A 19,553-nucleotide genomic window follows, 5' to 3' on the forward strand; every position below is an offset into this window, starting at 1 on the left:
TTAACCCAATACAAAGTCGGGTGTTGTTGGGTAGACGATATATTGTTGAGCGGCCAGCGGCACTTCACCACGAATCACATCTACAAAAAATCCATCCTTAGGCGTTGGTGGTGTTACTACATTTCCGTCTTCGTCATACTCTCCATTATCTTTGTAGAGAGTCCCGCGAACTGCTATTTCTATTCGTAACGTTGGTTGAATCCAGTTACCGGCAGTAAACCATTCCGGACAACATTCGATTGCAGTACGCTCATCTGGAAATCGTAAATATCTCATCATTGCATGTACTCAATTTGCGGAATGTATCGTGTTCCCCAATCATTAGTTGACCACGGCAATGGAAACCACGCATCCCCGTTTGCTGGGTACTCGTCAAACTCACCTGTTGTATACCTAACCCGAATGCCTGCCGCGCCCTGCATTTCAACGAGCAGAAATGAAGCGCCACGAGTTGCTTCAGTTCCATATGTCAAAATTGTTGATGTTGCTGTATTGCCGTACTCATACTGCCAGCCCCACGGCCATGTCATTGTGTTAGCGACTGATGGGCCGCTACTGTAAACTGATGTTGTTCCCGAAAATGACGTTGTTTTTGGTGTTGTTTTTTTAGTGATCCAATATTCCCATACATTTAGGTTTTCTATGTAAGCGTAGTCCGGTGTTGTAATGCGCTCGATAAACGCACGTGAGCTAACAGGGACGATAGAAAAACCACTTGCCACAGCGTTTACATCTAATGGGTCATACGTCCGGCAATATAAGCCGCTACCGACATTGGTATTGTAATATTTAGCCCCTAATGGCATGACCGTACCCGCAGGCGTAATAACAGGCGATTCCACAATGGTGCAGTAGTTTCCAACCATTGGAGTAACAATAGTTGTATTGTTCTTAATTAGATTTGTTCGCTGAGGCTCCGGTTCATGCCGCCCAACAGCAACCCCATTAATAAACTCAAGCGGACATTCGTCAGGGCCAGCAAAATGAATAAGCCCGTCCTTACCCTTATATGCGTGTGAGCTGGCACACATAAACCTCAAACGCCGATCAAGAACTTCAGTCGTTAAGTCAATTGGTGACAGGTCTGGCTTTCTGGCTGCAATACCCAATACCTGAGCATTAGGGATAATCAACCCCATGCCAGATTGCGTACCTAATACCGGTATATTCTTAATCATGAGCCTTTCACCATAAAACCATCAGCAATCAACTCCCAACCATCAGGCCCGCATTCCATTGATGGCATGGGTTCTGCCCGATGTTTGATTATCAACTCACCCTTATCACTTCTACTGACGATTGTTGATTCATCAACTTGTATTATGAAAAGAATATCCATTGTTGAATTACTTAACAGGTCGGCTTCATATGTGATCCCGTTCTGTCTACGGTCAGGATTAAGCAATAAATCCGGCTGGTACTTTCTGGCCCAGGCAAGAATGGGTACGCTCAGTGAATCAATAGAATCAGGGTAATCCATTACCAATACTTCAAGCGGGTAACGGTATTCAAACGAAGATGACAACTGGCCGGTTGCTACTAAGCGACCTTTTCTGGTGTAAACCACCAGGCTATCAGGATTATCACGCAGATAAGGTACTGCGGTACTGATAAATTTTCGTAGTAGCTCGGCTTTTAACATGGGTTATTTACCTGTTCTCTCATTATCAGCCTGCTGAATGGCTGCTTTATCAGCATTCGCTGAGCCAAGTGCATCCAGTAGCGCATCATTCCAGTTAAGGCTTGCGCCGTATGTCAGGCGCCCGTCTTTCATTTGCGGATACGGGATCGGTGTGGGTATCAGAAGTTCCGCCGGTAGCCGTGGACAGGGTGCGGGTACGTAAACTGTTCGCACGGTCGAGCAACCGGCGCTGAACTGAATCAGGCACAAAACCAGCAGCGCAAGAAACACCTTGTAAATCCGCGTGATTATCTGCCCTTCGCTGTTCACCGGCATACTGATCCTGTACTTTTTCACGTGCACGATCCTCTGTTATCAAATTAAATACGGTTGTCAGACGCAGTATGTTTCCCATTGCACCGGCACTGATATTGAGTTCATTGACGGCCTTTTGTTCTGCGGCTTTAGCCACCGTTTTTTCATGCCATTGCCAGACGGCTGTCAAGATGGCCAACATAGCTATCAATGACACTGCTGCAGTAAATTTTCCTGTCATCATTTAATGCCGTTATGAGCAAGGCTAAAATGATTGCCATCCGGTTTAGAAAATCGACCGCCCCAGCTACCGCCAAGACTTTCCCAATACTCACCCAATGGCCGATAGGCAGCACTATCAGTCTGATACTGACCATTGATAAATAAATTGAAGTCTACTGCTAAACGCTGAGTATGCAGGCTGTTAGCTATTCCGCTCCCTTTCTTTGCGTTCAATGCCGCTTGCTCTGGGGTTCGGTATGACTCACCAAAAGTCAGGTAATAACCGTTTTCATGTGACCACATAATTAGCCTAGCTATCATGACCGTGAATTGCTGTTGTTTTTCACTGAGTGTCATTATCTTGTCTCCTGAAAATATGCATAACATTGCCGCGGGCTGAAAAGATGGCAATACAAAGTGTGATGTTGAGTAATGTTTCAGCCCAATCAACATAAATGTACTGACCGAAAATGATACGAACCACTACTGCAAAGCAGGCAACCATCAGCACATAAGCCGACCACGATCCCGCAGGCCGATGCTGCGCGCCTTTGCGGCGATACGTAAATAATCTGGCAATAATCAACGTACAAATAACCGCATTCAATGCCAGCAGAAACGGACTGCTTATCATGTTCCATCCCCTTTATTACGGAACCTATCGAAGACTGAACCGCCGTCTTTCGGTTTAGCGCTGAACATCATCAATACCCTAACCGCCGCCGCTGATGCCAAGGTGGCCCCAATCGGGGCCGCTGCGTGTATCGGCTCACGTAATGCGGCTGACAATAATGAGGAAACGATAGAGGCAGTAAACTCAGCACAATAAACACCGGTAATCATAGAGACACCGAATAGAAAGGCCCGCTGCCAGATAGGAAAATCTACTGCGGATAGGACAAAAATAACCGAGCCAGCAAACGCCGCTATAATGATGCCTGGATCGATGCCTGGTATCAGTCCTGCCAAAGTAACGCCTGTAATTACACTTGTTGCAGTGCCGGTACTGATAGTAATTGGTTCAGCCATAATGTTTTAATTCCATAATTGCACAATGTCCTCTTGCGCCCGGGGTGCGATATCCGGTAAATAAACTATCTGACCTGCTGCTAACATGGGTGAGCCATTGCATAAGCCTGGATTAGCCTCATAAACAGCTTCAGTCACTCCCGCCGTTCTGCCGTAATACCGCATACAAATCTCATCGACTGTATCGCCCTGTTGCGCCTGTATTTTCATTAAACAAGCTCCGCTATTCCTCGGCTATCTCCCTGAATATCACTGACAGCCCAATTAACATCACGCCATAACGTGTCAATTTGTGTTGCCAGCGCCTCCGCATGTTTCTCTCCTTCGCGGGTTGTATCAATATCTCTGTACCCCTCAATCAATAATGCTTTTGTCAGGGAATAGACTGCATTCCGGTAACGCCATATTTTGACGGACTCACCATTAATTTTGCTGGCCGGTACTTCACTCAAGGCAGTCACGCCTAGCTCTTCTTGATTATTTCGCCACTCATTCAGACGATCATTGACATGTGCAACCGCTTCAATAGTGCGCATCATTAACCGGTCAGTCGTAACCTGACCATCAAGGCGCATTGCCTTGCGTAATTCACCTAATGAGATTTCAGGCCAGAATGAGTCACTATTTACCTTTGAATCACCATCATTCGGCGTCTCTGTTTCTGGTCTGACAGGTTCGGTCGCTATCATGCTCATTAAGCAATCTCCGATAAAGGCAGGCGGTGGACGGCATGAATAACGGGGAATAACCCAATTTCATACCGTGCCGCCTGGGTGCGCGGGGGCACATTCATTTAAGCCTTGGCTTTACTGTCCTGGGCTTTTTTATTCGTGGTCTTTTTGTCTTTCTTGACCGATTTAGAAGCAGTAGCTTTCTTGGCTGGCACCTTTTCTGGTGTCTGCTCTGGTTTGCTTTTGGCGGTATCGGTATCAGCAGTTGATGTAACCTGACTATTTTCTGCATCATCCTCACCAGAAGTGGCGCGTGTGATTTCTTTGATATCACGCAGCAGATTTTCAATATCACGCTTTACGCCTGCCTTTTGTGGATTTAGCCGCGTTGCCTCTCGCAGATAACCGATCGCCGTTTCCATTGCTTCAAGGGTTCTGTCCAACCGGAAAGTAAAACCAATGGCCTTACACAGTTTTGATCTGACCGCGTCTGGCATATCTTCATTCGCTGTCAGGCCATGTAATCCCATTAACAAATCAACACTGACTGTTGATTTAAAAGGATCGGCTTTAAAACCAGCTAAAATCGGATCACAAATTTCTTCAGCTAACACGGTGGCCGCTGTACGTTTGTACTGATCCGGCATGGGTAATTTATGACGTAATACATACTCGCCAATTCGCAAGGCTTGCGCGATATCACCGCAATCAACACACCAAATCATGATCGTGGTCAGCACATCATCAGCCTGGCCGGTATCCGCTGACAGAGTGCCCTCAATCCATGATTGATAATTAGGCAGCATCTTTCGCTTTAAATCGGCTTTGGTTGCATTTGATTGCACCTGGCTTAAATCTGTTTTATCCATTCGTAAACGGTACAAAATTTGCTCATAAGCAGTACGCTCCTGAAAACCGTCTTCAACTCTGCCACGGCGTTCCGCCATGACCTTATCAAAATGCATTTTTGCCGGTGTTAACATATATTTCCCCTTGCACACCGGCCAGCATAATGCTGGCCGGTTTATTGCTTATGGTTGTGCAGCAGTAATACCTTCAATCAGGCACCCAAAGCCATAATCCTCTACAACAAAGTCATCATTTGACGATTCATAAGTAGCAATACGATTAAGTTCCGGCTCTTCTCGTACCATGCGGCGGTGCGAACCTTCCTGCCAATAGATTGATAAGTTAGTCCATGACGTAATAAACAGTGTCCCTTCAGGGAAAAATGGCGCAATAAACGTTGGTAAATTGCCGATCTTATTCTCAGAGGCAATAAGTTGACCGGCAATTGCCTCCGAGTTTGGATTAGTGGAGCTGACGGCATTGATAAGCGGGAAGTTTCGATTAACCACAATCTGACCACTACAAATTGCAACTAAGTCAGTCGATTGTTTATACCATTCATCTAACAACGAAGTTTTTGCATCAAAAACCAATGAATCAAGGTTGCCGTATGCGCCCTTGGCGATCACCTTATTTTCATCATCACGACTGGTTACGGTAATATCTTTCATTACCCTCTGAGGCGAAAACTCCCGATATTTTTGCAGCCAGCCCTTACCAACATCTTGTAACAGCGGGTTATTCGCTAAATCAGACTTTGCTGCACGACTAACACCATTGAAGCCGATCATGATGCGATCTAGCGCCCGTCGATCAATAATTCTATTTGAGATACGCTGTTGAAAATCTTTAAATTTTGCCCACATATCCAACTGAGCATAAGAAATATAGGTGTCAGTGTTAATTTGCTGACAGAAATAGGTATCATCATCCAATGTATGGACAGACCGAGGCTGACGGCGATCAGTCGTAGAGGTATTAGTGCTGGATACTGGGCCGCCAATAGCTAATCCTATTTTTTGTCCCGTTTGTTCAGGCACACCGGCGATATTAATTTTTTCCAGCATTTCACTCGACAACTGAGTTTTATCTTCCAGTGTCTGCTCAACGCTTGGTGCCAGATTAAAATTCTTAGAGACATGATCGACGCTAATGCCGTTCAGTTCGGCCTGTCTTGCCTGATACTGGTCAAACAAGATACGGGTTTCATTACGCATAATATAAAATTCCTGTTTCTGTAATTCAGTGAGTTATCTGTGCCTGGCAAACTATTTCGCCGTTAGCATTCCGCCTGGTATTCCTTCGTGGTTCCATCACCACCAGTCGCTGGCGGGCGATGGCTATAATGGCGCGCATCTTCCTCAGTCAATTTCTTCTTCAACTCGGTGAAATCAGAACGCAATGTATCCACTTCAGTCTTAAGTTTTGAATTTTCCTGCTCATTGCTGAGTTTATTCACCTGGTCAATCAAACTGGCCTGGCTTTTCGCAACTTCTTCAACCGCTGAGCGAACCTCTGCATTTTCTTGGCTAAATTTCTGCTGACTGCCCTTCATTAATTCAGTCACACGGGAAAACCATGACTTACCTGATTCAGGTTCACTCGGTGCCTGAACAGCTTCAAATTCCATTGTTGACTCAATAGACTCAGTGAAAAAACAGGCTTGATCGTGCTTACGTGAGGCCAGTGGATTTACTGCACTGTTAGCACAGAATTGCATCATTTCAGTACCTAAACTGGCAGGGTTATCCGTGCAGGCTAATCCCATTAAATAGGCTTTACCGGTATCAGCAAAAGAAGGGTGAATTTCTACACTGTGATAAATTTTCTGGCGTTTCTCTTTCAGTGCCACCAGATCGTCAGTGGCATCGACTTTTGCAAACAGAGCACGGCGACCTGATAACGGGCCATCCGCAATATCATCAGCTTTAAGCTCAATCACATCACCATAGGCTTTAAAATCACCACTTGGAGACCAAATAAAATGCTCTAAGTTAATGCGGGCGCCGTACAGCTCAGGGTTATAAGTTTCAGCCATCTGATCGATATGTTGACGTTCCAACGTACGGCCATCACAAGTAGCCCCCTCAACAGCAACGCGGAAAAATTTGGATACAGGCATTGTGTCAATCTCCGAATGTGTAAACCCGATTCATATAAAAAGTGATCACATCATTCCCCCTGTAAGCGTCCGGCGCAAAACCTTCGAATTGTCGTGCCCTTGCGACAACTGAAACAGATATATCAACACCCGCGCGCGCGATAGCCTGACGCCATGAATACAAACACACCTGACATTCGTTCAGAAGCAAAGAGCCTTTACTGGCGGGCGTTTAGCATTTCTCAGATTGCCAATGCAGTCGGAGTCAGTATTAACACGCTCTACAGTTGGCGGCGCCGTGATAAATGGGATGAAGCAACCGTTAAACAGCGGGTGTGTGAGCGTACTCACGTCCAGTATTTGAGGTTGATCGAGAAGGAAAACCCCACGCCACACGACTTTAAGCGGATCGATCTGTTAGGCCGACAGTTAGATCGATTCTTCAGGCATGAGCATAAGGACGAAGAGAAAGAGAAGAAGAAAAAAACTATTAAAAACCACTTCACACCGGAGCAAATAGAACAGCTACGAAAAATACTGTATGAATCCTGGTATGAGCATCAAAGGCGCTGGTATAAACAGCGGAGCCGCCGTAACCGCTTTATTCTGAAATCACGTCAGATAGGTGGTACGCGCTATGTTGCACAAGAAAAACTACTGCGGGCGCTGGAAGATGGCGTTAATCAGATATTTCTATCAGCCAGTCGGGCGCAAGCGTTCCAGTTTAAACGCTTCATTCAGGCAGCGGCTAAACTGGTCGGCGTCGAACTGGTTGGCGGTGATACCATCGAACTGTCAAACGGTGCGATACTGTACTTTCTTGGCACATCAGCAGCGCACGCGCAGAGCTACACCGGCGATCTGAACTTTGACGAAGTGTTCTGGGTAAGCAATTTTCTGAATGTCCGTAGAGTTGCCGCGGGTATGGCATCACACAGTCACTTAACCCGTACTTATCTATCAACCTGCTCCAGTGAAGAGCATGAGGCATTTAAATTCTGGTCAGGCGATCTATTCAATGAAGAGAGGCCGAAAGCTGAACAGATTGAAATTGATACCAGTCATAAGGCACTTAAAAACGGTAAACTCTGTGGTGACAATGTCTGGCGGCAGATTGTCACGATTGAAGATGCGATCAAGCTTGGTTTCGACAAAATCAGTATTGAGCAGATACAGTTTGAAAACTCTCCGGATGACTATGGCAATCTTTACATGTGTCAATTCTCTTCATCCAAAAAGCGGGTATTTGACTATAACGCACTGATAAATTGCGGCGTTGATGGCTATAACGATGATGTCTGGCCGGACTGGCGCCCATTCTCTCCTCGTCCATTGGGTAATCGCCCTGTCTGGGTAAGTTATGATCCTAATGGCAGCAGCGGGAAAGGTGACAGCGGTGGCTTAGTCGTTATTGCACCGCCTTCCGTTCCTGGCGGTAAATTCCGCACGGTAGAACGCATTCAACTTCGAGGAATGGAGTTTGAGGCACAGGCCAAAGTGATAGAGGAAGTAACAGAACGTTATAACGTGCAGCATATTGCTATCGACGGTACAGGGATTGGTGCAGCGGTATATCAGATAGTTATCAAGTTTTTCCCTACTGCGGTTATGTACAACTACAACCCTACATTAAAACGAGCAATGGTACTCAAAATGTTGATGACCATTCGAGCCGGTCGCTGGGAATACGATGCAGGCATGATGAATCTGGCTCAATCTTTTATGACTGTTCGAAAAATTGTTACACCTGGCGGCATTACCACTTATGAGTCTGATCGCAGTCGCGGCAGCAACCACGGAGATCTAGCCTGGGCTACAATGCAATGCATTTATAACGAGCCTATTGGCGTTGAGATCACAGATACAAGCAATAGTTTTGTTGAGGAGTTCTAATAGTGAGCCGCAAACATAGACGGGCAACGAAAGCACAGACCGGACAACCAGAAAACATGAAGACTGAACCGCTGGAAAGTGTTGAAACCTTCAGCTTTGACAGTCCTGTTTCGGTTAACAGAATGAGCGATCTTAATGACTGCTTTGAGTGCTCTAACAATGGCCGGTGGTATGAACCGCCAATCAGCCCTTATAGTCTGGCTAAAATGCTGGATTCTGCTGCTTATCATTCATCACCATTGTTTTTTAAGCGCAATGTGATCCTGTCTTGCTACATTCCACACCCATTACTATCCCGACAAGATATGAGCGCCTGGATCCTTGATTACTTGATATTTGGTAATAACTATATGGAAGTCAGGCGCAATCGACTCGGTGATCCTATCGAATTGAAACATAGTCTGGCTAAATATACCCGTAGAGGTGTCGATCCCGATCAGTATTGGTTTGTTACTCACCATGTACAAGATTTTCCTTTTGAACCAGGCAATATTTGCCAGATCAAAAACCCCAGTATTCATCAGGAAATCTATGGTACACCTGAATATATTGCCTCATTGCACAGCGTCAGCCTCAACGGTGAGGCCACCATATTTAGACGTAATTATTACATCAATGGCAGTCATGCCGGTGTCATCGTCTATTTAACAGACCCCGTAGCTAACAATGCTGATGTTGAAAAACTGAAGCGGTCATTAAAGGATGCCCGCGGGAATGGCGCCTTTAAAAACTTATTTGTCTATGCCGCAGGTGGTAAAAAGGACGGTTTGCAAATACTTCCCTTCAGCCAGATTGCCGCAAAGGATGAATTCACCGGTATCAAAGATGCAACCCGCGATGATATGTTGGCAATCCACCGTGTTCCACCTCAATTAATGGGCGTTATGCCGGGTAATGTTGGTGGCTTCGGTGATGTTGAGAAAGCCGCTCAAGTGTTTGCGGTCAATGAGTTACTACCAATACAGGAAACACTGAAAGAGTTAAATGACTGGTTAGGGATCGAAGTTATCCGATTCAAAGAATATTCACTAACAAAGCCTACAGCCTAATCAATATACTCCCTACTGAAGCCGCCCTGCGCGGCTTTTGTCTTATTTATTTTCAAATCAATTTACAGCGCATCAGCGCGACGCTGAGCAATGCGTCAACATAATCACACAAGATATAACATTATCAGTTACGCATCCCAAAAGGCCGTAAAAGTGGGTTATTTCTCACATTTGGCATATTCAATCTTTCGTGCCTCTGCGCGCGCTGGTTCCCCCGCCTCGCCCGCACGCAAAAGTCATCGTTTTTTGTGCAGTTGTGCAAGCCAAGCAAGTCCTCGCCCTATCTGGGCTTGAAAATGAATTGGGACTTAAAAAAATTGTGCGGAATAATGCAAATTTGTATACCTAAAATCGATACGCTAATAACTTGTTTTTACGGGTAAATATAATTATGTTTTAACAATTAGTGTACTGTTGTCATTAACGTTCTGGAGAGTGATATGTCAGGTAAGAAAGGGATTGATTTATGGTTAGAAAGGCTAAGTTATATTGCTCAAATTGGATTATTGATTGGTGCTGCTTTTACAATCAACTATACAGTTATACCTCTCTATCAATTAGCATCATTGCAAGAGTCCATAGCTATTAAAGAGGTTGAATTTAAAGAGAAAATAAAAGAGATACAACTAAAGCAAATCCAATTAGACCAAATGGAAGTTAAGGCGAATAATTTTTACAAAGTTATTCGTAAAGACTATATCAACAAATATATTACAATATTTCACGTTCAATGTGACCCCATCAGATCAATGTTACTTAATAATAACTCTGATAAAAAATCTACTGAAGAACGTGCTATAGAAGCTATCAGTGTTGATATTAATACTTGTGTTAATGATGAAAAATTCATGAAGGAGATGTCTGATTATTTCACAGAAAAAGATTTTTCTTTATTCAAAGAGAAAATCACACAAATATCACAACAGGTTGAAAAGAAAAGACAAGAAACACTAAATAATATTAAAACTTACAGAAAAAGAGCCACTATTGACCCCTCAATTCTCCCAAAAGAAAAAGATTATTCAAAAGATTCGTTTGTGGAAAATTTAGACCGTCTGATGATATCGGTAGGTGTTGACCCTGATTCATTAATAGATGAGAAATACATAATGGACTCACGTATCAATGACGGGCTATGGGAAGAAGTAAAAAAATACGCTGATGATGTGTACGCCGATTACAGTGAACTAAGAGATATTAATTGGATGTAACTATAAGGTCTATTACGGCCTAATACATAGGCCGTAATATCAGATTAATTTCAATATTCATCATAATTTGACAACGCAGCCATAATTGCTAACTGCTCATCTGGTGGTAATGCCTTATAGTTTCTCGCCCACCGCTCAGCCTTCCGCTTTATTCTTTGTCTATCTATATAATTCTTTCCAGCAAATTGATGCGAATAAACAGCACCCTCACTGAAATTCATCCATAATTTTTCCGTCCTAACCCCACCGCGCGTCATTGACTGGTATTCATGTGTCCGCCATCCTGGTAATAAATCGTCGTACATTCTTGAAGGGTAACCAGATAAGATAATATTTACGTTATCCGGCAATAAACGCAGGATTTTCAGCAAATCAACATGATCTTTTTCTGTATATTCATGACGATAACGGGCGCGACTGGTTCTGGTACAGGGCAAATAGGGCGGATCACAATAAAGCTGAACACGTCCAGCCGTTGAAAAATCAAAATATCTTAGATAATTAACTGCATCAGCCTGAATAAGTTCAACGCGGGAAGCTTCTTTATTATGTATGGTCTCAAAGTATCCTAATGCATGCTCATCAATATCTACTCCAATATTACGCAGTGCAGGCGGCTTATTCAGCATTACCGCCCCACCGCCTAAATGAGTTTCAATATAAGTATCATGTGGCGCCATTCGACTGATGATCGCCTGATATGAACCTGACGCAGCTTTGCTTCCCAAATAACCTGCCATAATATTACCTCTGACTATGATTCAACTTTGGTACCACATAGCCATAAACGGCTATGTCTTCCTGAATGGCCAGAATAGACATAAATGACTGTTCTTCAGCACAGCCACCTATATCTATGCGGTACCCACTCTCAATCTACTAATTCGATCCATCAATGCAGCCCCCCGTGCCCGCGGTTCCTGCTGGCCCGCATATATACAACCATCACTCCGCGCACGGTAATACCGGCCATCAATATCCACTTTATGACCGGCTGCCAGCCGTCTGACTTCATGTTGGGATAATTGCCAACCTAATGACTGAGCAAACTCTTCAATTTTCACCCTCAGTTCCGCAGCCTGTTGGCTAAACGCCAGGTTACAAGCCTCTTTATTACGTGGAGTTGAAGACGAACAGATGATTTTTTGTTGGTCTGGCGGCTGATTTCTCACCCTTCGGAGTAATGCGCGCCGCTCCTTATCGCTCATTTCATCGAAATCAACAGCTGACACAGTCATTTCTGACTCTGATGTGCTGTCAATTTGTTCTACTGGCAGCTCTTTTTTGATTATTTTTTGGTCGCCCGTAGAGTTATTGACAGAACTCCAAGGGCCGCGTTGCGGCGGTAAAGGGCCAAGAGCCTCCAATGCTTCAGCGCTTTGCGCTTCACGCTTCTTCGTTTGTTTCGCTCGGATCTTCCACTTGGTTGTGCGGGTACAGATACGTGAGGTAATACCAAGGCGCGGTGAAAATACACCGTAAATCTTTTCCGATGTTTCGCCGTAAGTGTTTAATTCTTCCGATTCTTCATATGCAAGCCGCACTGTGTAACGATCCCGTGGAATTAACACGCCGCCTTGTTTTTCAATATAAGAAGCGAAACAGCCAACATCAGCGGCAGCCAGAACAGCATCCATATCTGAATCACTGAGCAGTTTTTTACCTGGCCTGAATATTCCCGCCTCTTTTTGAATGGCAACAAGCTGATTATTAAGTTTTCTCAACTCACGCCAGACCGTGACGGGTGGTTGGCCGAATGGTTGAAACTGGCGGATATTATGCTGTGACGCCCATGCCATAGCATACTTGGCGGTATCTTTTAGCGGCTTTCCTGTTTCTGTGTCCAGCTCACCGTCCAGCGCATAGCCATCAATATTTTTTGAAATATATTTAGCCACATACGCGGTAGCCGACCCCTTAGTAGGATCCAGTTTTTTAGACTTAAAGCGGGCACCGGTGCGGCGGCCTAATTCCTGCCGATCTTCAGCAATAAAGTAATCACGCAGGATTTTAACGGTTTCTTTTAGTTGCTCTGGAGGCATGAACAGCAATACATGCCAATGCGGCGTCCCGTCATGATGTGGTTCCGCCACTCTAAAACCATACGGCCGTAGCCCCTGACGTTTAAGAGCAGAAGTCGCTCTGCCCCATGTCAGACATAAATAGCGTTGCCCCTGCCTTGTTGAGGTGTGGTTCCATTTTGGATTGTGGTGACCGCTCTGAATATTGCTGTGGTATTTGGATGGACATGTGATCGTTAAAAAAACGCCTATATCCCCACGGGATTGGGCGATCAGTTCTACACCTGCCATTCTGTTCATTAATTCATGACGGCGTATAGCGCGATTACTCACGCTGGCGTTGACCATATCCTCAAGGCTGACCACATTATCATCATCGTCAACCAGTTCATGTGACTGATAAAAGCTACGATTCTTGCGGCGCTGCTCCTGCCATTGACTCAGGGCGTCAAAACTAACATAAGCCATCCGTTTCTTATGAATAACTCCGGCAGCTCTAAACTGATTTTCTCGCCACTCACAGCGTAAACGCCAAAGCTTTCGCCCCCACCAGTCAGGGTTAGTAATTCGCAATATTGAGGAATAACAGAGGCGGCGATCAAACGCTGAATTTAATGATCCCCACTCTGGCGGAGTGACCCGCAAAGCAAACATTTCCGTGCCTAAATGCTGATAAATCCATAACAGATCGTCGTCTGGCATTTCTGACGGTCTGGTTTCCATTGCTGAGCATTCGGTTTCAAACATTTCCCCTAATCGCCCTGCTATCTCATACGCAGCGGCAATGACCTCTTTTTTGCTGAATTCAGCAAGATGCGGCCAACGGCGGAAATAATACGCAGCAAGTTCAGAAGAGTGACCGCTGTTGACGGACTGCTGGCGGCGAACTCGATCAAGGCGCAGCAATGCTTTCTTCACGGTTCCCATGATGAAAGCATTGACGTGTTTTTGATCTCGGTTATCACGCAACCAGTTTATTTTTGGCAACAGAGCCTGCCGGATAAAAAATGGTTGTTCATTGAAGTGCTGCTGAATACCTTCCAAAGTTTCAGGCCAGCGCTCCATCTGATTATGATGAGCGGTCTTCTCTTCCAGCGCTTGTCGCTTGATTCTGTCTATCGCTGCCAGCCCTAAAGGCTGGTAATTCTTATTCAGTTTTTCAAGGTGTCGAGCTACTAAAGGACTGACACCTGTAACTTCAGGCGTCTTTATTTCATCATCTGCTGCTAAATCTACGACTTTACGTGGTTGATTCCACTGATATACATACCTGGTATTGTCAACAATACCAGGGTACGGAGCTGGCTCAGATGGGGCATAACGACCGCGAGAATCAATAGCCATTACATATATCTCAGAATGGGAGTTCATCATCAAAAGAATCTGATGAATCCAGCATTTGAGTACAGATCTCATGACGGATACTTAACATTACATAACCTGCCGCCCATTTCGACAAATCAGTAATATGAGTAATTTGCACCGTAATCTCTTCGCCGCTAAATCCTTGCTTCACATCGATCCACGGGAAACTTCCGTACTCACGCAAAGTCAGTAAGTCACCCACTCGATAATCTCGGTCAGCGCGGCGAAACTCCGCGCTTTTCTCTCCCATAGCTACCGCATGAAAATATTCTGAATTAATCTTCAGCGCGTGTGTTACTGGTTCCCTTTCTTTCGGTGCTGCACATGATTTATTTTTCGAATTTTTCATTTTTATTTATCTCCAATTGAAAAAGTAATTGGTATGTAATCCGGATGGTGCGGCAATAAACAAAAAGACACTGATGTTTTCTTTTTCTGTGGGTATATACCTATCAATTCCTTTACCGCTTTACGGCTTCCAGCTTTCGCGGCTGATGAGCGGCGGGCTTCAACCTCATAAAATGTAAAGTCAAGATAAACTTCTCTGGTTTCTGGGGTATTGCTATTGGAGAGAACGATATAAGCACCACGCTTAGCCGCCGCAATTAGCGCAGCATTCAGGCGTTGATGATCTGCATTGATAAACGCTTTTGTGTGATAGGTTGTAAAATTTGCTGTTTTAGACGTTGGAATGTACGGCGGATCGCAGTAAATCACGTCTCCCTCTCCCGCCATACCAATAATTTTTTCAAAGTCAGTGCAATGCAGGCTGGCTTTTGCTAACTTCTCAGCAAAGTTCAACATTTCCAAATCAGGAAAATATGCACTTTTCAACTTACCAAAAGGCACATTAAACAGGCCGCTTTGGTTGTATCTACACACACCATTGAAGCAATGCCGATTTAAATAAACAAAAAGTACAGAACGCGTAAAGTTTTTACCCGCGCGTCTTGAATTATTAAATATCCTCCTGTTATTTAAATATTCATGTTGTTCTGCACCATCAATAAAAAATTGAGCCAGCAACGTCATAAAGGCTTTTGGGTTTGCTTTTAGAAAATAATAAGCATTGATTAGATCGGGATTAATATCATTTAAGATATATGACTCATAATCTGTATTAATAAAGACATTGCCCGCACCTACGAAAGGCTCAATTAATCTCTTTCCTGTCGGAAGATATTTTTTAATTTCGGTAATAATGGAACCTTTACCACCTTGCCATTTTAAAAAAGAACGATTCATATCCGAATCCTTATTTTATTAATCGTATTTTTTATTTTCTGGACTATTAATAAAATCGCGCTCTTCCTTCCATTCATAAAAAATAATGAAAGCAATCAACGCGATTAATAAAAAAGCCAGAACAATTACAGTAATGTCCAACCAGCTATCAAAGAACATTGCCTGGCCTCCATTTCCTATAATGCTTTTGCAAACATTCATGTGTTTCCTGACAGGTCACACACCGAGTTACGCCGGTAATAGCTAGGCGGCGCGCTTCTGGTATTGGGCGATCACAATCTTCACAAGCATCTAAAGAAACGCCGCCATGTGCGCGGGCGGCTGCAATCTGACTTTCAAGCACTATTGCCTGTCGTTCCTGAGCTAAATCAATTTCATCAGCCATAATCAAACCTCCGAGCCTGATGCAACCTTGTGGAATGAATCGGCTTCATCACGGATAATTGCAGCAATATCCGCCGGTGATTCATCAACAATAAAATTGGCAAGGCGCTCAAGGCGTTCCGCTACCAGTGCGGCATAATTACGCCGCTCATCTTTTCTGGCCTCATTAAATAATGAGGTTAGATCCTCGCTATTTGGCTTATTCACCTGATTATTAATAGTTGGCATGTGTCTGCTTCCTTAAATTTGGGTAATAGAAACCCCTGACTTTTCAGTCATAATTAATTAAATAGCGTTGTTAATAATTAACGGTTAATTACTTAGCGATTAATTCCGAACAATTTAAACCACAATGAACGGCGTTTATTGCCACACATAAAAGGTTTATCCCTTCCCGCAATAAACTGCACATTACTGACCTTCGGTTGGAAGAACTGGCCGTCAGGTGTTTCCAGCCAGCCGCGAGAATGATGGCAATGAGTCACTTCCTGACCATGCCGTAACATACTTGATAATGATGGACATTTGTTCATTTGACTCCCCCGTGATTACTATCTTTGTACTAACTAACATTATTAAACCCGCTATATAGCGGGCTTAGTGATGCTAATTACTTTTCATCAATAACAGCATTTTCAATTGATGCTGGCTCAATATCTGATTCGTCAAACCAAACACTCACCGCGCGACCATCATTGGCCTGATAATGAATGTAATATTGGTTTTCTGTCATGGCGTAATCTGCACGGCCTTTTACATGACCTTCTTCGCCACTAACCTTAATTTTTACTATTGCTCCTAATGGATACTTGAACGACATAATATTTCCTTTTTTGGTTGATATTGATTTGGCTGATTGCGGTGCCTTTGGCCTCTGTCCATGCTTTTAAAAGAACTCCACCAAAGGCACCGCGCTCAGTTTTTCACTAAATGCACTATTTACGGGCTTTAGAACTCTTTGTGCAGGCTGAAGCTATAGGTTTGCTCTTCTTCGGTTTTGATGTCGTAAATAATCTATCTTTCCATGCATGCCAATCTGGATCCGCCGTTGCGGCAAGGTGTTCAGCAAACGCATCCCATTCCGCCTTATGAATATAAATCTCACCTTCTCCTGATGGGTTTTCTGGATTTTTCATGCGGATAACTGGCAACTTTCCAGCTTGTACCATTTGTCTGACTGCTTTTGGTGTTTTACCGATATAGCTGGCAAAAAACTCCACAGTGACAAGATTGGATGATGTGCTATCTGCAATCTCTAACATTTGTTATCCTCTCGCTTTACCGCCCATAGTGCGTTGGGGTGTCTTAGGGTTTGATTGAGGTGCTTAATGAAGCACCTTTTAATTGAAGGATAGTGCTTACATGAGAACCTTGTCAACAGATTATGCAAAAAAATTACTAACATTGAGGAAAGCTGAAGGTGTAACTCAGAAGATATTTTCTGAAATCACAGGCTTAGCTCTTGGCACGATAAAAAAGTATGAAACCGGCCAACAGATCGCTGGTATCGCTGTAGTTGAAAGAGTGATAAACATTGAAGAGTATAAAAAATACACTATGTGGCTATTACTCGGTGAAACATCACCAGAATCAGGGCAAATAGCCCCGATAATCGATGAAGATGAATCAGAACAAGACAGTAAAAAAATAGGTCAGGCCGAATAGTAATTTATTTAATTTCAGCTTCTGTAATGTATTAAGACAGATATCTCTTAATATTAAATTGTTGTAACTGTTTTTACCTATACCATGCGTTTTATAAGTAAATTGTAATCAACAAAAGAGAGATATTTATGTCTATAAGATCGATTAATTACGCGGAAAAACTGAAAGCAATTCGTATCGCTGAATATATGTCACAGGAAGAGTTTTCATTATCAACTGGAATGGATATCAGTGTTAATAAGGACTATGAAGACGGAGGAGGATTACACGATCCTTTGGTGATTGAAAGATTAATACTGATGGATAACATCAAGTATCGGAAGTATGTGCTCTGGCTGGCGATTGGACAAATTGCATATGAAGCCGGACAAATAGATCCGGCTCTCTCTCACTATGGGCCAGAAAAAACAATGTCACACCACTGAAGCCTGAACACTGGCAATCAGTTCATAAGGCTTTTATTGAAAGTACAAAATACCAGGTAGAAAACATCGGGGGGTTATATGTCTATTAAACCTGTCGATGGTCGTTATGAAGTGGACGTTAGACCGCAAGGAGCAACAGGAAGGCGCTTCCGGCGGAAATTTGATAAAAAAGCTGAAGCTGTAGCTTATGAAAAGTATGTTTTAAGTAATTACCATGATAAGGAATGGGTAGAAAAACCCGCAGATAAACGGTCATTAACTGAATTAATCGATCTGTGGTGGAAGTTTAGCGGATGCAATCAGGAGCATGGTGAGGCTGCATTAGGGAAATTGAGAAAGCTAGATCGTGATATGGATTACCCGCGGTCGTACATGCTCACAAAACCCTTTTTCACCAAGTTTATAGCTATTCGGCTGCAATCTGGAATAAAAGCATCCACAGTAAATAGATTAATGACTCATTTATCTGGGATGTTTACGGCTCTGATTGAACTGGATGAGTTTCACAACGAAAATCCGATCAGGCAATTAAAACCATTAAAAGAAGAAGTTCCAGAAATGGTTTTTTTTACTCTTGATGAGATTCAAGATTTATTAAAATTGCTTGATGATAATGAAAGAAAAATTGCTATTTTTTCATTAAGTACCGGTGCCCGTTGGGGGGAAGCATACAACGTAAAGGCCGAACATATTCTTGATTGTAAAGTCACTCTCTATAAAACGAAGAACGGTAAACAGAGAACTATCCCTATATCAACAGAAGTTAACGATTATATTGTGACTAAGCGCTCTGGCCGGTTGTTTGAGAAAGCCAGCTATAAGCTACTGAGAGAGGCAATAAAGATGGTTAAACCTGATATGCCAAATGGTCAAGCCGTTCACGTTCTGCGGCATACCTTTGCTACTCACTTTATGATCAATGGCGGCAACATCATCACATTACAGCGAATATTGGGGCATTCAAAAATACAGCAAACTATGGTTTACGCACATTTTTCACCAGACCATTTGCAGGATGCTGTAACCCTAAACCCATTAAGAAGAGTGTCCACATATTGACCATAGGTTGGGGTATCTTGGGGGGCGTTAAGGCTCCCTACATCCCTCTAACTTATTGATATACTGAAAAAGCGCTGTAATTACTGGGAAGAAAAAGGCCGCGTGCGCGGCCTTTTTAGGTCTGATGTCTTATTCTTTCGGCGTAGCGTTCTCAACCCGGCTCTTTAACTTCTGACCCGGACGGAAAGTGACTACCCGGCGTGCAGTGATAGGAATATCTTCGCCAGTTTTTGGGTTACGTCCCGGGCGTTGACTCTTATCCCGCAGGTCAAAATTACCGAATCCGGAAAGTTTGACTTGTTCACCGTTTTCCAAAGCTTTACGGACTTCTTCAAAAAACAGTTCAACGAGATCTTTTGCATCACGTTTACTCAGGTTAAGCTTTTCGCACAAGTGTTCAGACATTTCAGCTTTAGTAAGCGCCATAG

Annotated in this window: 28 protein-coding genes; 6 read left to right on the plus strand and 22 right to left on the minus strand. The window is 43.7% G+C overall.

All coding sequences use genetic code 11. The features are described 5' to 3' along the window. From GOL65_RS03800 to GOL65_RS03855, 12 genes are all read right to left on the minus strand, one after another. Positions 1–279, minus strand: coding sequence for a hypothetical protein (locus GOL65_RS03800; protein WP_228723048.1), 279 nt, complete (start codon positions 277–279; stop codon positions 1–3). Then, positions 276–1,178, minus strand: coding sequence for a hypothetical protein (locus GOL65_RS03805; RefSeq protein WP_179038160.1), 903 nt, complete (start codon positions 1,176–1,178; stop codon positions 276–278). The genes GOL65_RS03800 and GOL65_RS03805 overlap by 4 nt, the downstream gene beginning before the upstream one ends. After that, positions 1,175–1,642, minus strand: coding sequence for a phage tail protein (locus GOL65_RS03810; protein ID WP_140920795.1), 468 nt, complete (start codon positions 1,640–1,642; stop codon positions 1,175–1,177). The genes GOL65_RS03805 and GOL65_RS03810 overlap by 4 nt, the downstream gene beginning before the upstream one ends. Before the next feature lie 3 nt (positions 1,643–1,645). After that, on the minus strand, positions 1,646–1,957 hold the full coding sequence (gene lysC, locus GOL65_RS22625) for an Rz1-like lysis system protein LysC (RefSeq protein WP_456152038.1): 312 nt from the start codon (positions 1,955–1,957) through the stop codon (positions 1,646–1,648). A gap of 219 nt (positions 1,958–2,176) precedes the next feature. Then, on the minus strand, positions 2,177–2,515 hold the full coding sequence (locus GOL65_RS03820; protein WP_140920796.1) for a M15 family metallopeptidase: 339 nt from the start codon (positions 2,513–2,515) through the stop codon (positions 2,177–2,179). Then, positions 2,502–2,792, minus strand: coding sequence for a phage holin family protein (locus GOL65_RS03825; protein ID WP_140920797.1), 291 nt, complete (start codon positions 2,790–2,792; stop codon positions 2,502–2,504). The genes GOL65_RS03820 and GOL65_RS03825 overlap by 14 nt, the downstream gene beginning before the upstream one ends. Further along, positions 2,789–3,187 (minus strand): putative holin, encoded by a 399-nt coding sequence (locus GOL65_RS03830; RefSeq protein WP_140920798.1) that lies wholly within the window; start codon positions 3,185–3,187, stop codon positions 2,789–2,791. Before GOL65_RS03830 ends, GOL65_RS03825 begins: the two co-directional genes overlap by 4 nt. 6 nt (positions 3,188–3,193) lie before the next feature. Beyond that, positions 3,194–3,397, minus strand: a complete 204-nt coding sequence (locus GOL65_RS03835; protein ID WP_140920799.1) for a tail protein X — start codon at positions 3,395–3,397, stop codon at positions 3,194–3,196. After that, positions 3,397–3,882: a head completion/stabilization protein gene (locus GOL65_RS03840; RefSeq protein ID WP_140920800.1), complete on the minus strand. Its 486-nt coding sequence runs from the start codon at positions 3,880–3,882 to the stop codon at positions 3,397–3,399. Before GOL65_RS03840 ends, GOL65_RS03835 begins: the two co-directional genes overlap by 1 nt. A 98-nt stretch (positions 3,883–3,980) precedes the next feature. After that, positions 3,981–4,841: a phage terminase small subunit gene (locus tag GOL65_RS03845; RefSeq protein WP_140920801.1), complete on the minus strand. Its 861-nt coding sequence runs from the start codon at positions 4,839–4,841 to the stop codon at positions 3,981–3,983. Between the two features lie 48 nt (positions 4,842–4,889). Then, positions 4,890–5,924 carry a phage major capsid protein, P2 family gene (locus GOL65_RS03850; RefSeq protein WP_179038162.1) on the minus strand — a complete coding sequence of 345 codons (1,035 nt, stop codon included), beginning with the start codon at positions 5,922–5,924 and terminating at the stop codon, positions 4,890–4,892. Positions 5,925–5,986: 62 nt separating this feature from the next. After that, positions 5,987–6,829 carry a GPO family capsid scaffolding protein gene (locus tag GOL65_RS03855; protein ID WP_140920803.1) on the minus strand — a complete coding sequence of 281 codons (843 nt, stop codon included), beginning with the start codon at positions 6,827–6,829 and terminating at the stop codon, positions 5,987–5,989. Positions 6,830–6,982: 153 nt separating this feature from the next. On the opposite strand from GOL65_RS03855, the gene GOL65_RS03860 reads away from it, so the two are divergent. From GOL65_RS03860 to GOL65_RS03870, 3 genes are all read left to right on the plus strand, one after another. Beyond that, positions 6,983–8,701 (plus strand): terminase large subunit domain-containing protein, encoded by a 1,719-nt coding sequence (locus tag GOL65_RS03860; protein ID WP_140920804.1) that lies wholly within the window; start codon positions 6,983–6,985, stop codon positions 8,699–8,701. A gap of 56 nt (positions 8,702–8,757) precedes the next feature. Further along, positions 8,758–9,750, plus strand: coding sequence for a phage portal protein (locus GOL65_RS03865; protein ID WP_140920900.1), 993 nt, complete (start codon positions 8,758–8,760; stop codon positions 9,748–9,750). Positions 9,751–10,190: 440 nt separating this feature from the next. Further along, positions 10,191–10,961 carry a hypothetical protein gene (locus GOL65_RS03870; RefSeq protein WP_140920805.1) on the plus strand — a complete coding sequence of 257 codons (771 nt, stop codon included), beginning with the start codon at positions 10,191–10,193 and terminating at the stop codon, positions 10,959–10,961. Positions 10,962–11,011: 50 nt separating this feature from the next. On the opposite strand, the gene GOL65_RS03875 is transcribed toward GOL65_RS03870, so the two are convergent. From GOL65_RS03875 to GOL65_RS03915, 9 genes are all read right to left on the minus strand, one after another. After that, positions 11,012–11,701: a DNA adenine methylase gene (locus GOL65_RS03875; protein ID WP_140920806.1), complete on the minus strand. Its 690-nt coding sequence runs from the start codon at positions 11,699–11,701 to the stop codon at positions 11,012–11,014. A gap of 114 nt (positions 11,702–11,815) precedes the next feature. Then, positions 11,816–14,326, minus strand: a complete 2,511-nt coding sequence (locus GOL65_RS03880) for a replication endonuclease (protein WP_140920807.1) — start codon at positions 14,324–14,326, stop codon at positions 11,816–11,818. Positions 14,327–14,336: 10 nt separating this feature from the next. After that, a complete protein-coding gene (locus tag GOL65_RS03885) occupies positions 14,337–14,696 on the minus strand; it encodes a DUF3850 domain-containing protein (RefSeq protein ID WP_140920808.1) in 360 nt (119 codons plus the stop codon). A 2-nt stretch (positions 14,697–14,698) separates the two neighbouring features. Then, the gene (locus GOL65_RS03890) at positions 14,699–15,592 is read right to left on the minus strand and encodes a Dam family site-specific DNA-(adenine-N6)-methyltransferase (RefSeq protein WP_140920809.1); all 894 of its coding nucleotides are present in this window, start codon (positions 15,590–15,592) and stop codon (positions 14,699–14,701) included. 148 nt (positions 15,593–15,740) lie between these two features. After that, positions 15,741–15,977 (minus strand): TraR/DksA C4-type zinc finger protein, encoded by a 237-nt coding sequence (locus GOL65_RS03895; RefSeq protein ID WP_140920810.1) that lies wholly within the window; start codon positions 15,975–15,977, stop codon positions 15,741–15,743. Between the two features lie 2 nt (positions 15,978–15,979). Continuing rightward, positions 15,980–16,204, minus strand: coding sequence for a DUF2732 family protein (locus GOL65_RS03900; protein ID WP_140920811.1), 225 nt, complete (start codon positions 16,202–16,204; stop codon positions 15,980–15,982). A 92-nt stretch (positions 16,205–16,296) separates the two neighbouring features. After that, positions 16,297–16,509, minus strand: coding sequence for a phage filamentation protein Fil family protein (locus GOL65_RS03905; RefSeq protein WP_140920812.1), 213 nt, complete (start codon positions 16,507–16,509; stop codon positions 16,297–16,299). A 77-nt stretch (positions 16,510–16,586) separates the two neighbouring features. Then, the gene (locus GOL65_RS03910; RefSeq protein WP_140920813.1) at positions 16,587–16,796 is read right to left on the minus strand and encodes a hypothetical protein; all 210 of its coding nucleotides are present in this window, start codon (positions 16,794–16,796) and stop codon (positions 16,587–16,589) included. A 115-nt stretch (positions 16,797–16,911) separates the two neighbouring features. Continuing rightward, positions 16,912–17,238: a Cox family DNA-binding protein gene (locus GOL65_RS03915; protein ID WP_140920814.1), complete on the minus strand. Its 327-nt coding sequence runs from the start codon at positions 17,236–17,238 to the stop codon at positions 16,912–16,914. 100 nt (positions 17,239–17,338) lie between these two features. On the opposite strand from GOL65_RS03915, the gene GOL65_RS03920 reads away from it, so the two are divergent. The 3 genes from GOL65_RS03920 to GOL65_RS03930 all read left to right on the plus strand — a co-directional run bounded on the left by GOL65_RS03920 (position 17,339) and on the right by GOL65_RS03930 (position 19,125). After that, entirely contained in the window at positions 17,339–17,641 is a 303-nt protein-coding gene (locus GOL65_RS03920; protein ID WP_228723049.1) for a helix-turn-helix domain-containing protein, read from the plus strand. Positions 17,642–17,769: 128 nt separating this feature from the next. Beyond that, positions 17,770–18,066, plus strand: a complete 297-nt coding sequence (locus GOL65_RS03925; RefSeq protein ID WP_179038163.1) for a transcriptional regulator — start codon at positions 17,770–17,772, stop codon at positions 18,064–18,066. A 78-nt stretch (positions 18,067–18,144) separates the two neighbouring features. Continuing rightward, entirely contained in the window at positions 18,145–19,125 is a 981-nt protein-coding gene (locus GOL65_RS03930) for a phage integrase (RefSeq protein WP_140920816.1), read from the plus strand. Positions 19,126–19,254: 129 nt separating this feature from the next. Here GOL65_RS03930 and ihfA read toward each other — a convergent pair whose 3' ends face one another. Beyond that, entirely contained in the window at positions 19,255–19,551 is a 297-nt protein-coding gene (ihfA, locus tag GOL65_RS03935) for an integration host factor subunit alpha (protein ID WP_029095030.1), read from the minus strand. Positions 19,552–19,553: the final 2 nt, after the last annotated feature.

Source organism: Limnobaculum xujianqingii (assembly GCF_013394855.1).
Lineage (GTDB): Bacteria > Pseudomonadota > Gammaproteobacteria > Enterobacterales > Enterobacteriaceae > Limnobaculum > Limnobaculum xujianqingii.

Excerpts from the sequence above, each read along its gene's own strand:
- GOL65_RS03800 (WP_228723048.1), bottom strand. The coding sequence starts at position 279 with ATGATGAGATATTTACGATTTCCAGATGAGCGTACTGCAATCGAATGT.
- GOL65_RS03835 (WP_140920799.1), bottom strand. The coding sequence starts at position 3,397 with ATGAAAATACAGGCGCAACAGGGCGATACAGTCGATGAGATTTGTATG.
- GOL65_RS03925 (WP_179038163.1), top strand. The coding sequence starts at position 17,770 with ATGTCTATAAGATCGATTAATTACGCGGAAAAACTGAAAGCAATTCGT.
- GOL65_RS03820 (WP_140920796.1), bottom strand. The coding sequence starts at position 2,515 with ATGACACTCAGTGAAAAACAACAGCAATTCACGGTCATGATAGCTAGG.
- GOL65_RS03875 (WP_140920806.1), bottom strand. The coding sequence starts at position 11,701 with ATGGCAGGTTATTTGGGAAGCAAAGCTGCGTCAGGTTCATATCAGGCG.
- GOL65_RS03855 (WP_140920803.1), bottom strand. The coding sequence starts at position 6,829 with ATGCCTGTATCCAAATTTTTCCGCGTTGCTGTTGAGGGGGCTACTTGT.
- GOL65_RS03870 (WP_140920805.1), top strand. The coding sequence starts at position 10,191 with ATGTCAGGTAAGAAAGGGATTGATTTATGGTTAGAAAGGCTAAGTTAT.
- GOL65_RS03885 (WP_140920808.1), bottom strand. The coding sequence starts at position 14,696 with ATGAAAAATTCGAAAAATAAATCATGTGCAGCACCGAAAGAAAGGGAA.
- GOL65_RS03840 (WP_140920800.1), bottom strand. The coding sequence starts at position 3,882 with ATGAGCATGATAGCGACCGAACCTGTCAGACCAGAAACAGAGACGCCG.
- GOL65_RS03880 (WP_140920807.1), bottom strand. The coding sequence starts at position 14,326 with ATGGCTATTGATTCTCGCGGTCGTTATGCCCCATCTGAGCCAGCTCCG.
- ihfA (WP_029095030.1), bottom strand. The coding sequence starts at position 19,551 with ATGGCGCTTACTAAAGCTGAAATGTCTGAACACTTGTGCGAAAAGCTT.
- GOL65_RS03930 (WP_140920816.1), top strand. The coding sequence starts at position 18,145 with ATGTCTATTAAACCTGTCGATGGTCGTTATGAAGTGGACGTTAGACCG.
- GOL65_RS03920 (WP_228723049.1), top strand. The coding sequence starts at position 17,339 with ATGAGAACCTTGTCAACAGATTATGCAAAAAAATTACTAACATTGAGG.
- GOL65_RS03895 (WP_140920810.1), bottom strand. The coding sequence starts at position 15,977 with ATGGCTGATGAAATTGATTTAGCTCAGGAACGACAGGCAATAGTGCTT.
- GOL65_RS03910 (WP_140920813.1), bottom strand. The coding sequence starts at position 16,796 with ATGTCGTTCAAGTATCCATTAGGAGCAATAGTAAAAATTAAGGTTAGT.
- GOL65_RS03825 (WP_140920797.1), bottom strand. The coding sequence starts at position 2,792 with ATGATAAGCAGTCCGTTTCTGCTGGCATTGAATGCGGTTATTTGTACG.
- GOL65_RS03830 (WP_140920798.1), bottom strand. The coding sequence starts at position 3,187 with ATGGCTGAACCAATTACTATCAGTACCGGCACTGCAACAAGTGTAATT.
- GOL65_RS03890 (WP_140920809.1), bottom strand. The coding sequence starts at position 15,592 with ATGAATCGTTCTTTTTTAAAATGGCAAGGTGGTAAAGGTTCCATTATT.
- GOL65_RS03845 (WP_140920801.1), bottom strand. The coding sequence starts at position 4,841 with ATGTTAACACCGGCAAAAATGCATTTTGATAAGGTCATGGCGGAACGC.
- GOL65_RS03860 (WP_140920804.1), top strand. The coding sequence starts at position 6,983 with ATGAATACAAACACACCTGACATTCGTTCAGAAGCAAAGAGCCTTTAC.
- GOL65_RS03850 (WP_179038162.1), bottom strand. The coding sequence starts at position 5,924 with ATGCGTAATGAAACCCGTATCTTGTTTGACCAGTATCAGGCAAGACAG.
- GOL65_RS03810 (WP_140920795.1), bottom strand. The coding sequence starts at position 1,642 with ATGTTAAAAGCCGAGCTACTACGAAAATTTATCAGTACCGCAGTACCT.
- GOL65_RS03865 (WP_140920900.1), top strand. The coding sequence starts at position 8,758 with ATGAAGACTGAACCGCTGGAAAGTGTTGAAACCTTCAGCTTTGACAGT.
- GOL65_RS03805 (WP_179038160.1), bottom strand. The coding sequence starts at position 1,178 with ATGATTAAGAATATACCGGTATTAGGTACGCAATCTGGCATGGGGTTG.
- GOL65_RS03915 (WP_140920814.1), bottom strand. The coding sequence starts at position 17,238 with ATGTTAGAGATTGCAGATAGCACATCATCCAATCTTGTCACTGTGGAG.
- GOL65_RS03900 (WP_140920811.1), bottom strand. The coding sequence starts at position 16,204 with ATGCCAACTATTAATAATCAGGTGAATAAGCCAAATAGCGAGGATCTA.
- GOL65_RS03905 (WP_140920812.1), bottom strand. The coding sequence starts at position 16,509 with ATGAACAAATGTCCATCATTATCAAGTATGTTACGGCATGGTCAGGAA.
- lysC (WP_456152038.1), bottom strand. The coding sequence starts at position 1,957 with ATGCCGGTGAACAGCGAAGGGCAGATAATCACGCGGATTTACAAGGTG.